The 13,020-nt window shown below is 67.7% G+C and carries 15 protein-coding genes; 4 read left to right on the top strand and 11 right to left on the bottom strand.

Features of this window, described 5'->3' with window-relative positions; all coding sequences use genetic code 11:
* Positions 1-287: 287 nt before the first annotated feature.
* The 8 genes from LY12_RS17655 to LY12_RS17690 all read right to left on the bottom strand — a co-directional run bounded on the left by LY12_RS17655 (position 288) and on the right by LY12_RS17690 (position 6,350).
* On the bottom strand, positions 288-467 hold the full coding sequence (locus LY12_RS17655; protein ID WP_253858109.1) for a hypothetical protein: 180 nt from the start codon (positions 465-467) through the stop codon (positions 288-290).
* A 204-nt stretch (positions 468-671) separates the two neighbouring features.
* A complete protein-coding gene (locus LY12_RS17660; protein ID WP_253858112.1) occupies positions 672-1,283 on the bottom strand; it encodes a CBS domain-containing protein in 612 nt (203 codons plus the stop codon).
* A 24-nt stretch (positions 1,284-1,307) separates the two neighbouring features.
* On the bottom strand, positions 1,308-2,315 hold the full coding sequence (locus LY12_RS17665; RefSeq protein ID WP_253858114.1) for an Acg family FMN-binding oxidoreductase: 1,008 nt from the start codon (positions 2,313-2,315) through the stop codon (positions 1,308-1,310).
* A 455-nt stretch (positions 2,316-2,770) separates the two neighbouring features.
* Positions 2,771-2,929 carry a hypothetical protein gene (locus LY12_RS17670; protein ID WP_253858117.1) on the bottom strand — a complete coding sequence of 53 codons (159 nt, stop codon included), beginning with the start codon at positions 2,927-2,929 and terminating at the stop codon, positions 2,771-2,773.
* Positions 2,930-3,062: 133 nt separating this feature from the next.
* The gene (locus LY12_RS17675) at positions 3,063-3,332 is read right to left on the bottom strand and encodes a DUF1876 domain-containing protein (protein ID WP_253858119.1); all 270 of its coding nucleotides are present in this window, start codon (positions 3,330-3,332) and stop codon (positions 3,063-3,065) included.
* A gap of 217 nt (positions 3,333-3,549) precedes the next feature.
* Complete coding sequence (locus LY12_RS17680; protein WP_253858121.1) at positions 3,550-5,028, bottom strand: bifunctional aminoglycoside phosphotransferase/ATP-binding protein; 1,479 nt, start codon at positions 5,026-5,028, stop codon at positions 3,550-3,552.
* A gap of 209 nt (positions 5,029-5,237) precedes the next feature.
* Positions 5,238-5,867, bottom strand: coding sequence for a response regulator (locus LY12_RS17685; protein ID WP_253858122.1), 630 nt, complete (start codon positions 5,865-5,867; stop codon positions 5,238-5,240).
* 111 nt (positions 5,868-5,978) lie between these two features.
* The gene (locus LY12_RS17690) at positions 5,979-6,350 is read right to left on the bottom strand and encodes a hypothetical protein (protein ID WP_253858124.1); all 372 of its coding nucleotides are present in this window, start codon (positions 6,348-6,350) and stop codon (positions 5,979-5,981) included.
* A 651-nt stretch (positions 6,351-7,001) separates the two neighbouring features.
* On the opposite strand from LY12_RS17690, the gene LY12_RS17695 reads away from it, so the two are divergent.
* The 3 genes from LY12_RS17695 to LY12_RS17705 all read left to right on the top strand — a co-directional run bounded on the left by LY12_RS17695 (position 7,002) and on the right by LY12_RS17705 (position 8,874).
* Positions 7,002-7,607: an Rv1733c family protein gene (locus tag LY12_RS17695; protein ID WP_253858126.1), complete on the top strand. Its 606-nt coding sequence runs from the start codon at positions 7,002-7,004 to the stop codon at positions 7,605-7,607.
* A 396-nt stretch (positions 7,608-8,003) separates the two neighbouring features.
* Positions 8,004-8,282, top strand: a complete 279-nt coding sequence (locus LY12_RS17700; protein ID WP_253858128.1) for a DUF1918 domain-containing protein — start codon at positions 8,004-8,006, stop codon at positions 8,280-8,282.
* 184 nt (positions 8,283-8,466) lie between these two features.
* Complete coding sequence (locus LY12_RS17705; protein WP_253858130.1) at positions 8,467-8,874, top strand: Hsp20/alpha crystallin family protein; 408 nt, start codon at positions 8,467-8,469, stop codon at positions 8,872-8,874.
* Positions 8,875-9,575: 701 nt separating this feature from the next.
* Here the strand turns inward: LY12_RS17705 and LY12_RS17710 are convergent.
* A complete protein-coding gene (locus tag LY12_RS17710; protein ID WP_253858132.1) occupies positions 9,576-10,034 on the bottom strand; it encodes a universal stress protein in 459 nt (152 codons plus the stop codon).
* Positions 10,035-10,365: 331 nt separating this feature from the next.
* Between LY12_RS17710 and LY12_RS17715 the strand changes: the two genes are divergently transcribed.
* Positions 10,366-11,412 (top strand): NAD(P)-dependent alcohol dehydrogenase, encoded by a 1,047-nt coding sequence (locus tag LY12_RS17715; RefSeq protein WP_253858134.1) that lies wholly within the window; start codon positions 10,366-10,368, stop codon positions 11,410-11,412.
* A gap of 63 nt (positions 11,413-11,475) precedes the next feature.
* Here LY12_RS17715 and LY12_RS17720 read toward each other — a convergent pair whose 3' ends face one another.
* On the bottom strand, positions 11,476-12,693 hold the full coding sequence (locus tag LY12_RS17720; RefSeq protein ID WP_253858136.1) for a PucR family transcriptional regulator: 1,218 nt from the start codon (positions 12,691-12,693) through the stop codon (positions 11,476-11,478).
* Positions 12,683-12,994, bottom strand: coding sequence for a hypothetical protein (locus tag LY12_RS17725; RefSeq protein WP_253858138.1), 312 nt, complete (start codon positions 12,992-12,994; stop codon positions 12,683-12,685). The genes LY12_RS17720 and LY12_RS17725 overlap by 11 nt, the downstream gene beginning before the upstream one ends.
* Between the last annotated feature and the right edge of the window lie 26 nt (positions 12,995-13,020).

The following is a 13,020-nucleotide window of genomic DNA, read 5'->3' on the forward strand; positions in this document are numbered from 1 at the left end:
TCTGCAAGACCACGCGCTGCCGCAGCATCGGCTTAACCAAAGGAAATCAGAGGGACTGTCCAAAATCTTGGACACAGCCCCTGCCGGTCGTTGCGGACTCATTGCACATGAGAGCAGCAGAGGGTGGTGATCAACGACAGTCCCTACAGGCGCGCCACCGAGAAACCTCCCCCCCCCGGGGGGGGCGTTGGCCGGTGCCAGCTGCGCGAAACCGTTGAAGGTCAGCAGTAGTGCGGCCAGTAGGTCCGAGCTGCGCAGGGCCGAGGAGGCCAGCATGAGCAGACCGATCAGGACGACAGCGCACGGCCGGACCCGGACCATGCCGCGGTCGGCTGCGTGGGTACGAGTGTGCTGGCGACCATCGTCGATATGCCGACGAGCATGCCCGCCGCGGGCACCATCGCGGTGGCGGCGCCCGCGACGATCACGAGTCCGAGCGCCCAGTCCGGCAGGGCGTCGCGCGCCATCGTGAGTAGCGCTGCGCGGGGGCCGCCGGACTGTTCGATCGCCAGGGCGGTGAAGCCCAGGATGTAGTCGGCGCCACCCGGCGGTAGAGGTCCCCCGGTCTAGGAATCAGAAGGCTCGGGGTTCGAATCCCTACAGGCGCGGAGAAACCGCAGTTCGTCGGCCTGGGGTCCGCTTTCGCGCGGTGCAGATCCAGACGCAACGTTTCAGGCCGATTCAGTTCTGTTTGGAACGTGGCGCACGCGCAGCACCCCGGGCACGTTCTCCGCAAGAACCGTGGCGACATGCCGGTCGGTCGCGTCGTCTCGAGAGTCGACGAGTGTGACGACACCGTCCGTGACGTCGATGCTCCACCGGTCCGGAGTGCTGATCATGGCGAGCCGATTGTGCACGTCTCGCGCGAGGCGTCGGTCATCGCGCGCGAGCACCCGCACGAGGTCACGCCGGCTGACGATGCCCACGACGCGGTCGCCCTCCACGACAGGCACGCTGCGCACTCCCTCGTCCAGCATGGCGCGCACGACGTCGACCACGTCCAGCACGGAACCGACCGTCACGACCGGGGCGGTCATGACCTGTCCGACCGTCGAACCCGCGGCGGCCCCCGGTACGTCGCCCAGACGTGCTGTGCGGATGTCCCGGGGGAACCGATCGCGGACCACGTCGGCTTCGGTGACGATACCGAGCAGCCGGTCCTCGTCGTCCACGACAGGCAGTGCGGTGAAGCCCCGGTCAGCCAGCGTCGCTGCCGCCTTCCTGACGGGTGTATCCGGTGCCACCGTCACGGCTGGTGCGCACATGACATCGCGTGCAAGCATCTCCACACTCCTCTCGTGGTCGTGTCAACCGTGCAGCAGTTCGAACGCACTGCGGCGGGGACTTACCGGCGCTGGTCCCGCCGAGTAACCCACGCGCATCAGCAGCTGTGGTGAGCCGGGTAGCGCAAGCGCCTCGACGAGCTGTTCCCGTACTTGTGTCAGATGCAAGGGTTGCGTTTGCACAGCGGCGACGAGGCCCGCTGAGACGAAGCCGAGCCATACGCGTTGCATGGCCATCCCGGCGCGCAGGTGGTCGAGTCTCGTGTCATCAGCGGTGTGGAACAGCAGTACCGTCTCCCGCGACAGCCATCGCGCCAGCGTCACCCGGTCGGGCACTGTGGTGAGGCGGTTCACGGTTCCGGCCCACGGCAGAGTGGCGGAAGAGGGTAGCGCCGTGCGAGGGAGCCCCACGCCGTGTCGGTGATATTGCAGGTCCTGAATGGTCCACACCGCGAGCTCACGCTGGCGGTCGCCATCGTGTTGTTGGGCCAACGCGGCGTATTCCAGTGCCGCAGCCAGCGCGTCAACCTCGCGCACATGTCTCACCGAAACGCCGTCGACGGCAGCGTGCCGAAGGACCGTGGTTACCAGTTCGGCCGGCACCTCGGCTTCGGCGAACGGCAGCCGATGGCTTCGCCTGCGCGTGATCGCAGAGTATGTCCGCCAGTCGTCGGTATCCGGTTCGTGCGGGGTACCAGCGGCGACTCGTGCGACGAGCTCCGGCCTGCCGGGATCCGGCAGTAGCGCGGTCGCGGTCTCGAAACCCAGTACTCGGACGGCGAGCTCCAGGTTCGGGACAGCCGCACCGCAGGAAATGGTCCTGTCCCGACCGTACGGGTCATTGAAAGGCAACCACGTGTCGCGTCGTTCGACCAGCGACGCCTCGCCGCGGTCGAGTTCCAGCAACCAAGGCTGGGTGTTGAGCACTGACGGGGCGTTGAGGACGGCGGTGGCCAGTGCTTCGGCCTCGGAAGGCGACCAGTCCGTTGATCCACGTCTCATACCGTCCTCCTCCAGGGTCAGATCCTCCATGGCAGGCGCAGATCGGCTGCGGGCTGCTCTCGCCGTGCGGGGTCAGGCCCACGATTGCGCCCGCGCAAGACCGGTCGGCACGTCGGGGCGAGATCACCTCCGGACAGCAGCTGATCAACAGTCGAACTCGCCATCCGTGCTTCGCAGGCAGTGGCTCGTCGAACCGCGCCGACCGGCGCCGCTCACTACCGACAGCCGGTCCGAGGTAGGTCGTCGAACTCCTGCACGATCCACCGTCGCGAGGTGGACCACGTGGGTTCCGGCCCGGATCATGCCTGCGGTGTTCGCAGCCGAGTGTTCTCCGGTCAGAGCCATGGGCTCAGCATGGGCATCCTCCGGTCGCCGCGCGACGGCCACGGGGCCTCGGTCGTGGGGTCCTACGTCCCCACGTTGTCGACCCGGCCGAGGGCCGTTCGCCGCCGGAACCCGGCCTTGCTCGTATGTGCGCTGCACAGTCAGGACCGGCTGTAGCGTCGTGTGTTGGCACCGAGAGCGCCGATGAGGTCGATGGACAGACACACGAAAAGCGCGATGCCCCAGTTGTTCCACGGGCCCCAGGAAGCCACCTCGGGGGTGCCCGCGACGAGCCACACGATCAGCCAGATGAAGGTCATCGGGCCCCTCCCTTCGCCAGCCCCGCCGTCCGCATGGCCGAATCGATGTCTCTCTGCCGCGGTTGACGCCGACGAGAATGGTGCCGTTACCCGTGACGGCCAGGAGTTTCTCTGGTCCGCGTGGCCGTCGCGTTCATCGCGTCAGGTGAGTCGGCTGATGGGTGACGGCCTCGATGTCGCCTGCCGTCACCTCGATCAGCTGGTGCGAGAGGTCGGCCATCGCCCGCGCTACGGCCAGTTCGTCCCCGATCTCGGGAATGTTGACATCGCGCGGGTTGCGGCGGGCGTGTCCGACGGCCGTACGTTCGACCCTGGCACTCGTCCGTAGTCGGGCCTCGGCCCTCGTCCTGTCCTCGTGCTCGTCGATCGAGATTTCGACGGTCCATTTCGTCGTGTTGGCCACGGTGACCTCCTCCGCTGTCCCGTTCTATGTCGATGCTCGTATCGCGCAGGGCGCGTGCGAAGGGCCTATCGGTCCTCCCCGCAGGGCCGATAGGCCGTCCGCCGCACCGGACTCGGGTCTTCGGCTGTCGGTGCGAGTTCGATCAGTACTGCGCTGCTGAACTGCACAGTGGTGAGTTTCGATGTTGGTTCGAGTTCATGAATCCCGGCGTTGCGGCCTAGCGTTCGATGTAAGCCATGGCCTGAGTCAGCGAGTCCGCGATCGTGCCTGCGGTGAACACTCGGTGGGCGGCCGGCCATGGGTTGACGCGTTGCGCCATGCGCGCGGCAATGCCGGGGGTCGCGTCGGATGCCGAGTCGGTCCTGCCGGCGAGGCGGGCGCTGGTGATGGCCTCGGGCGCCTGACATTCGAGTTGCACGAGTGTGCTGTGCGTATGGCTGGCCAGTTCCGTCGCGGATGCCCGTTGGCTCGCTGACGTCCACGATGCGTCCAGCACCACCGTTTCACCCAGCTCGAGTCGTTCTCGGGCGCGCTGCAGCAGCTCCGTGTACGCGCGCTCGGTGTGCGCACGGTCGTAGATGCCTGACTCGAACGAGGCGGTCCCCCGTTGCAGGGGACTGAGGCCGGCGAGTTCCTTGCGTACGCGGTCGCTGCTGAACACGGTGGCACCGAGTTGCTCGCCGAGTGCCCGGCTCAGTGAGGTCTTGCCTGTCCCGGGGAGTCCACCCACAAGGATCAGCCGTACCTCGCCGGCTTGTAGCTGCCGTAACGTGAGAAGCCCGTGCTGCTGCGCGAGTGCGGCAGCCTCACTGTCTCCCTGTGCGTATCGCAGACAAGCGACTTTGGCCCGGACGAACGCCCGGTAAGCGACGAAATGGCGCCACAGCGGTACCGGAGCGGGGTCGTGTGCCTGCTCTGCGTAGGTGTTGAGCAGCAGCTCCGCCAGCTGTGGCGCGCCGAGTCGCTCCAAGTCCATCGCGAGGAACGCGACGTCGTCGAGCCCGTCCACGGCGCGCAGTCGCGCATCGAACTCGAGACAGTCCAGGATCCGAGGGCCGTCGTCGAGGCAGAAGATGTCCTCCGTCAACAGGTCTGCGTGACCGTCGACGATGCGTCCTTCGGCGATCCTCCGATCGAACAACGCCGCTCGGCCGTCGAGGAATTCACCGGTGAGCCGCTCGATCCGCTCGACCGTATCGGCGCCGAGCAGGTGCCGGTGTGACTGGATCTGGTCGAAACTGGTCTGCCAGCGCGCGCGTATCGCATCGCGGGTGCCTTCCCGTTCGATCGTGGGACCGCGCGCCGCAGTCCGATGGAAGCGCGCGATTATTCCGGCGACGGCCCGGATGGTGTCCTCCAGCGGTGCGTCTTGACGCACGAGCGTCGCCAGGCGGCGCTCCTCGGGCATCCGGCGCATCACCACGAGGTGTTCGCACGGCTTACCATCCGGTCCGATGACGTCCGCGACTCCCTCGTACACATCCGGGGTGAGCCTGCGGTTGAGCGCTACCTCCTCATGACATGCACGCCGGCGCGCAGCCAACGTCCGGAAGTCGAGAAAGCCGAGGTCGACGGGTTTCTTCAGCTTGTAGGCGGTGTCTCCCACGAGGAAGACCACGCCGATGTGTGTTTCGTGCACGGCCACCCAGTCGCCCGGGAGGGGAGCAGGGACGGGGAACGTTGCAAGAGCAGACATGGACACAACGTCGCGGTTCGCCGATGCCGCCCGACAGGGCCGTATGTCACCGCGACCGGTTCTGTTCGGACACTCGACGTTTCCGGACTCTGCGCGTACGCGGCACAGCGCCCGCAGCGGCTGCGCGGTGCTGATCTGCTCCGGGCACGCGGCCGGGCGGCTCGAGCCGAGGCACGGCTTTGGCGCTCGCAGTGGCCTCCCGCTCGCCCTCAGCCGTGGTGCCGCCGGGTGGCCAGAACTGCGGCCTGGGTTCGGCGCTCCACGCAGAGTTTCGCGAGTAGCCGGGAAACGTAGTTCTTCACGGTTTTCTCGGCCAACAACATTCGTTCGGAGATCTGCCGGTTGGTGAGTCCCTCGCCGATGAGGTCGAGCAGGGTGTGTTCCCGGTCGCTCAGGGAATCGACAGGGTCGGCAGGCCTCGCCTTCGCATGACGGGCGACGATGAGCCTGGCGGCGCTGTCGTCGAGCAGGGACCGGCCGTTGGCGATGGTGTGCACTGTCGCGGTCAGCTCCTGCCCGTTCAGGTCTTTGAGCGCGTAGCCGCTGGCCCCGGCTTCGACGGCGTCGAGTGGGGCGTCCTCGTCGCTGAATGCGGTGAGCATCAGGCAGCACACCTCGGTCAGCTCCGAGCGCAACTCGCGACACACGTCAATGCCGTTGCGGTCGGGCAGTCGCACGTCGAGTACCGCCACGTCGGGTCGCAGCGCTCGAATCTCCTCCAACGCCTCTGCCGCCGTTCCTGCTTGGCCGACGACCGTGATCTCGGCGTCGCTCTCGAGAAGATCAGTGATGCCGCGTCGTACGAGCTCGTGATCGTCGGCGATGAAGGCACTGATCATCCGCGTCATCCCCTCAGCCGTCGCGTCAGGGCCAGAATACGAGGGGTGCGATACCTGCGCAGCGGTGAACACTCGTGACGACTGGGGACGCGAGCGCAACGACGGACACGTTCACGGCGTGGCGTGCTCGGTGAGTGGCCGGACGACGTCGGTGACGGCTCGGCGTGGGGTTGCGGGAAGCGGGTCGGCGTTGATGGGCGCCCACCCGACGCGCAGCAGCATGTGCGGCGCGCTGCCGTCGGTCACCTTCTCGCGCAACCGCTCACGGGCCGAGCCCACCTCGAGAGGCTCGGTCAGCGGGCAGCAAGCGAGGCCGGCGGAGGTGGCGGTCAGCAGCACGGCGCTGGTGGCCTCACCTGCTCGCAGGCGTGAGAGTCGATCATCGGAGGCGGTTCCCAGCACGAGGAGGGTGGCTTCGTCGCCCTCGGATTCGGCTCCTGGGGATTGGGCGAGTCGAGGATCGGAGAACACTCGGGTAACCACGTCCTCGCTGCTTCGGGGCAGCGGGGCCGATGCGGCGGGAACGCCGTCGGCGGAAATTCGGCGTCCGCTCCAGGTCGCAAGCTCGGTCCGGTATTCGGGATCGTCTGCGTGCACGCGCGCCGCTTCGGCGAGAGCACGCACCAGCTGCCGCGACCCGGGCTTGTTCCTGACCGTTTTGAGCACGGTTCCGTTGGAGGCCGCACGCTCTGCGATGGTGATGAGGTACCGGTCAGGTATCGGCCAGGAGCTGTAGCGACGCCGGTCGGTACGGCGGCGAGGGATCTACCGTGTCGTCGTCCGGATATCGAACAGTCATGCGCCGACGATGGCAACGCGTCGGCGCGGCTGGGCAGTGCCGGAAGCCTTCAGGGTTGAGGACTTTCGTGCCCCTTGCCCGCGATACCGGCGTTCTCGGCTCAGCGTTCCTGGCACGGTTACTGCGTGGCCGGTTGCGTCGCGTCCGCCGATCATGGCCGTGAAGTGACGGAGGTCTGCGACGGTGACGCTGAGGCCGCTCAGGTGGCTCTGCCTGCGGTTCTTCGTCGAAGGCATTCGGGAGGAAGGATTCCATAATGAGGGACCAACGGCTCTGAAACACGACCTCTCCGGCGAGGGATGTTGGACGCGAACGACCTCCGAGGAGGGATCGTCGTGGAGCCCGAACAGCGCGTCGTGCGGCAGAGGCGGTTCTTCCGCAGGCTCTGGCCTGGCCGGAACCCGCTTGCCCGGAGCTGGGACCGTGTGGAAGGCGTGGTACTGCTGCTGGCGATCCTGGCTCCGCTGGTGATGCTGCCGTTCGCTGCGGCGGCGGGTTCGGAGACCTATGCGCGTGACCAGCGGGCTAGCGCTGTCCAAGCTCGCGGTCTCTATCGCGCAGAGGCGACGCTGCTCGCCGACGCACCGTCGCTGACACCGCTACCGGCCCGGGCAGGCACCAGCGCGGACGAGGTCGCGGTGCGAGCCGAGTGGAGGCTGGCCGATGGCTCGCGCAAGGTCGGCACGGTACGTGCGGAGGCAGGATCGCTCTCGGGGAGCACGGTTCCCGTCTGGCTCGATCAGCGTGGTGACCCAACGCAGCGGCCACAGCCTTCGGCCCATGCGATGGCGTCCGCCATCGGTGCGGCAACGGCCCTCTGGCTGGGCACGGTGACAGTATGCGTGGGCGGATACTGGTTGGTGCGCAAGCTCCTCGACCGTCGTAGGTTCGATCAATGGGAGCGAGAGTGGACGGACATCGGTCCCCGATCCCGTTACTGAACCGCCGTCCCTGTTACGGCGCCGAATACCGGTGACCGTCGTCGAACGGAGACGCCGTGTCCGACGGGGCCGGCTTCAGGAACCGCCGGCCGGGCCGACGGATGTCGCGTCCGGCCGTGCTGGCGGCGAGTGTGCGCGGCTGGACGAGAACGTCGCCATAGCCGCCACAGCTCGTCAGCACCCTGGCGGCTTCCCTTGCCGAGAGGCCGTTCGGCTAGCTCCGCAAGTCCCGCAGCAGCACCGATGCAGGCTCACGGGGATCGGTTGTGTGCGCGTTTACCTCCGCGGCAGGCGGGATGCGGCGTTGGTCCCAGTTCCTGGGGTCGAACGTCGGCAGCCTTGCGGCCGGAGTGCCCGTAACGTCCAAGTCAGAGGCGACCCCGTTGGAGGTGCGATATGCAGGCACAGGCGGGAGACTGGCTGCTGGTCAAGAGTGCCGCAGTGGGTAGCGGCGACGAGCTGGGTCTGATTCTCGAGACACGGGGACCCGGCGGCACGCCGCCGTTTCAGGTCAGGTGGCTACGCGATGACCGCGAGGGCCTGGTGTTTCCGGGCCCGGATGCGGTCGTTCTGACCGCGAGGGAAAAGGCGGCGGCCGACGAACGTCAGCGCCGCCGGCTCGAGCGAGTTCAAGGGGAGATCCGGGCCAGACTCGTGCGGGTCTCGTCACGTTGAGGCTCGGGCGTCGCGGAGGATTGTGCCCAGCCCATGCCGTTGCGACGCGGACTCGCTGATGGCGATCGCGTCGCCGGAAGTGTGGCCGTTGGTCCTTCAGCGCGGAGCAAGGAGGCCCTGCACGGAATCGGGTGTGCAGGCGTTTGCTGGAGGCGACACCCACACCAGTCGAGAAGAGGTTCCCATGACGTCGTTGGTTCCGCGCAGTTCCCTGTTGCCCGACATGTTCCGCTGGCTCGAATCGGAGGTCCCGTTCGGATCGGTTGCAGAGCGGCGGTGGATGCGTTTGGAGGACCGCCTCAGCGAGGAGGAGTACGTGGTGCGGGCTGAGCTGCCCGGATTGGACCCTGAACACGACATCACCATCACCGTTGAGAAGGACGAGTTGTCCATCGCAGCGCAGCGCAGCGAAGAGAAGACCGAAAAGGGCCGCAGCGAGTTTCACTACGGTTCGTTCTCACGCACGGTCCGGTTGCCCGCCGGGGCGGCCACGGACCGGATCGCAGCCCGTTACGACAAGGGCATCCTCGAGGTGACGATCCCGCTCGAAAAAACCGCCGAGGCGCACCAGATTCCGGTGAAGGGTTCGTAGTCGACGCGGCTGAACGGCCAATCTCCGGTGGGCCGTTCAGCCGGTCATCAGGGTGTTTCCGGGTTGGGGTGCTCCGCGTTGGCCTTGACAGTTCGCAGGGTGGCGCGCTGGATCGCGGCGACGAACGTGAGACCGTTCGCCAATAGAGCATGAAGAGCGTGCTGGACATCGTGTCGTTGATCGTGACGCGCACGTCGTAGCTGACCAGCGACATCACTCCGTACGCAAGTACGGAGAACGACATCACGACCTTCCCGAAACCCGGCTCGTCGAACTCGGTGAACTCGGCCGGGTCGACGTGGTGCCACTCGACGACCGGTTTCCAGAACCGGCCTGCGACCCCGGCCGTGATCTCGGAGCCGGGGTTTTCGCCGAGGATGACCCAGTCCGACCCGTGCTCCATGTCGTCCAACGTCTGCGGGTCGGCTTACGGGGCGGTCCGTGCTTACGGTTGTGCCAGCGTTCGGGCAGGCTCCGGACCCAGGTCGCGGCGCCGACGATCGCGCCCCGCAGGTCCGTGAAGTCCAGTTCTCGCATTGCGCGGTAGGTCTGTGCGGTTTCGGCATTCACGACGATGTGCTGGGCCTGCACCACCGTGGGCTCAGGAGCGAACTGGTCGGCCAGTAACGGGCCGGTGCCGCTCGGTCTCGGCTCCTGCTTTCGATCGGGTCTCGGCCACGGTGCCGTCCTCCTCAGTCGGATCAGCGGATGAGAGTCGTGGGGATGACCACCACGGGGCATTGCGCGTGCCGCACGCATTCGGCCGACGTGCTCCCCAGCAGTACTTCGGCGAACCGGCCGTGGTGATGGCTGGCGACGACCAGCATGTCTGCGCTCGCCGAGGCCTTGATCAGCTCGGTCGCCGGATCGCCTGCGCGGACGGTTTCGACGACGGGCACGTCCGTCGTCACGGCGTTCACCGCGGTGTGCAGATAGGCCCGCGCACCTTCGTCGTCGGCTACCGGGCGACGACCGTATGGCTGAAATGTGTACGAGGTGCCGGGCAGCAGATCCTCCTGCTCGCGGACTGCGATCGCCTCGATCTCGTCACCATGAAGGGATGCTTCCCACACGGCCCACCGAAGGGCGTGTTCGGCTGCGGCCGAACCGTCGACGCCGACCACGATCTTTCGCCTTCGGGTGCTGTCGCTGTCTGCCACCGCGCCCTCCCAACTCCTGGCTGCCCTCGATACTCACGCCGGAAGGCGAGTCCGTCCCAGGGACCTACGTCACGAGTCCGGGGTCGGAGGTAACCGATCGGCCTGCCGCGGCCCGCTGACGGGCGAAGGTCACCGCCGGAGAGGGACCAACGACCGCTTCGACGTCGGTGTGAGCGCCCGTAGGTTCGGTGTGGGAACCGAGAAGCCGGGTCACTCGAAGAACAGCCTTCCCGGTATGGGCGAGGCCCCGGGGCGGGCCGGATGTATGCCGGCCAGGCGCGCAGTTCAGCGGCCCTGACGAGCCGTGCGGGACTGGGAGGGGACGACACCGATGAAAGCCATCCGTCTACTCGAGTGGAAATCCGAGCCGGTGCTTGCGGACATCGCCGAGCCGCGTCCGGGGCCGGGCGAGGTGGTCGTGCGTATCGGCGGCGCCGGTGCCTGTCACTCGGACCTGCACCTCATGCACGACTTCACAGCCGGACAGCTGGCGTGGGGACCGCCGTTCACCCTCGGCCACGAGAACGCCGGCTGGGTCCACGCGCTCGGCGAGGGAGTCCGGGGACTGCAACCCGAGCAGGCTGTCGCCGTCTACGGGCCGTGGGGATGCGGTACCTGTCAACGCTGCCTGGCCGGTGTGGACACCTACTGCGAGAACCTCGCGGCGGCGCCGGTGCCGGGCGGTGGTGGCGGCCTCGGACTCGACGGTGGCATGGCCGAGTTCATGCTCGTGCCCAACGCCCGTCACATCGTGCCGCTCCCGCCGGGAGTGGACCCCGTTGATGCGGCACCGCTGACGGATGCCGCGTTGACCCCGTATCACGCAGTGCGCCGGGCCTGGCCGAAGTTGTCACCGGGAGCGACGTCAGTTGTGATCGGTATCGGCGGGCTGGGCCACATGGCGGTGCAACTCCTCAAGGCCACCACCGCGGCGCGGATCGTTGCCGTGGACATGCGCGCCGAGGCACGTGCACTCGCGACCGATGAGGGAGCCGACCTGGCTCTCGCCCCCGACGAGGACGCTGCGGAGCGTATTCGTCACTACACCGGCGGACGGGGTGCCGATGTGGTGCTCGACTGCGTCGGTAACGACGACACCTTGGCACTCGGTGCCGCGTGCGCGCGCTCGTTGGGGGAGTTGACCATCATCGGCCTGGGCGGAGGAACGCTGCCTGTCTCGTTCTTCGGTCTTCCGTTCGAGCTGTCGGTGCAGACGACGTACTGGGGTACTCGTCCCGAGCTGGTCGAGGTGCTGGAACTGGCCTCGCGGAAGCTGGTGCGGGCGTCCATCACGACGTTTCCGTTGTCCGAGGCGCCGAAGGCATATCGCAAGCTCGCCGCAGGCGAGTTGATCGGCCGCGCCGTCATCACACCGTGACGTCTCACCCGGTGTCTCTCGTGGCCGCGGGGCGATCGTTACCTTCGAAAGAGGCGAAGCGGGTCAGGACCGGGGCTGGTCGTTGCGACCCGGGATCGGGTCCTTGCCGAGGTCGAGGGAGTGGAGCGCGGTGGCGAGCTCGGCGACGTCGAACGGCTGGGCCAGCGACCGGCCCGTGAGCTCGTTGATGCGGCGCAGCCGGTAGCGGACCGTGTTCGGGTGGCAGTAGAGCTGCTTGGCGGCCTGCTCGGCGGAGCCGGCCTGGTCGAACCAGGCACGCAGGGTGTCCAACAGGCTGGTGCGGTCATCGGCGGGGAGCTCGAGTACCGCGCCCAGCACCTGGTAGGCGACACGTTCGCTCTCGTCCGGGTCGCAGGCGACGAGCGCGGCGAGCGGGCTGGTGCCGAACGTGCGGACCTCCGCCTTTCCCGCGGGGATCCCTGCCAGCGCAACGCTGGCCAGATGCAGTGCCCGCGGGGTGTCCCGGAGTGATTGGTACGGGGGACTGACGCCGGTGCGCGTGGTCGCCGCCTCGCGCAGGACGGCGAACAGCTCGTCGCGTTGACCGGGACGCAGCGAGACGACACCGGTGTGCAGCGTCGGAGTGAGCCGCCAGGCGGAGACGATGCCCCTGTCGGCGAGTCGTTGTTCGACGCGGGGGAGCCCGGCGTCGGCGAGAGCGCTGTTCTCCGCGGCGACGACGACCAGGTCGACGTTCGGCTGCAGGTCGAGGAGCTTGGCGATCTCCCACGGGCTCGCGTCGGGCCCGACCTGACCGGTGAACAGCGCCTCGACGAGGGCGGCGCGGCGCTGGTGCTGTTCGGTGAGCAGCTCCGCGGTCGCGGCCCGGTAGGCCTCGGTGAGCTCGATGGCGTGTTCGTCGGCGAGCTGCCAGAGGAGGGTGCCTGCGCCGATGAGTGTGGTGCGGGTGGGTTCGTGGCCATCGCGCGCGTGGCGGATGAGCACGTCCCAGACGGCGGTGAAGGTCAGCCGGTAGGCGCGCAGCACCTCGGGCAACGGCGCGCCCTGATACGCGCGGCGCCGCCCCGTCTCCCGCGGCGCACTGAGATCGCGTGAGCCACCGGGGTCACGGAGGGCGGCGACGATGTAGCGGAGGTTGTGCTCGATGGAACGGCGCAGGTCGTCGCGTGGAACGACCGTGCGGTACACGTCCATCCGGTCGACGCAGTCGGCGACGACGTCGTCGGCCAGCTCGGCCAGGCGCGTGGCCGCCAGGTCGGCGAGCTCGGCGAGGGCGTCCTCACGTGGTTCATCGATCATCGTTTCGTTCCAGCCCGACGTCGTGGTGGGAGATTGTCGCATCGGACGGCACCGCCTCGACGTGCTGCGTCACAACGAGCTTTGTCTGCGTCGACAACCACCGCCACAGTACCGTCGACGTCGCCGACCCGGACGCAGGAAAGGTGCGGATCGACAGGGTCGTCGTGGACCGCGACCGGTTCCTCGTCGATGCGACGAGCGGCGCCGCAGCCGCATAGCGCCGCAGCCGGATAGCGCCGCAGCCCACGGCGATCACGCCACCGCCCGCATCGAACAGCGGTCGCACCACGGTGACGACCACGAGGACATCGACGAAACAGGAGCCGG

It is taken from the genome of Prauserella alba (assembly GCF_024171735.1).
In the GTDB taxonomy this organism is placed as follows: Bacteria; Actinomycetota; Actinomycetes; order Mycobacteriales; family Pseudonocardiaceae; genus Prauserella; species Prauserella alba.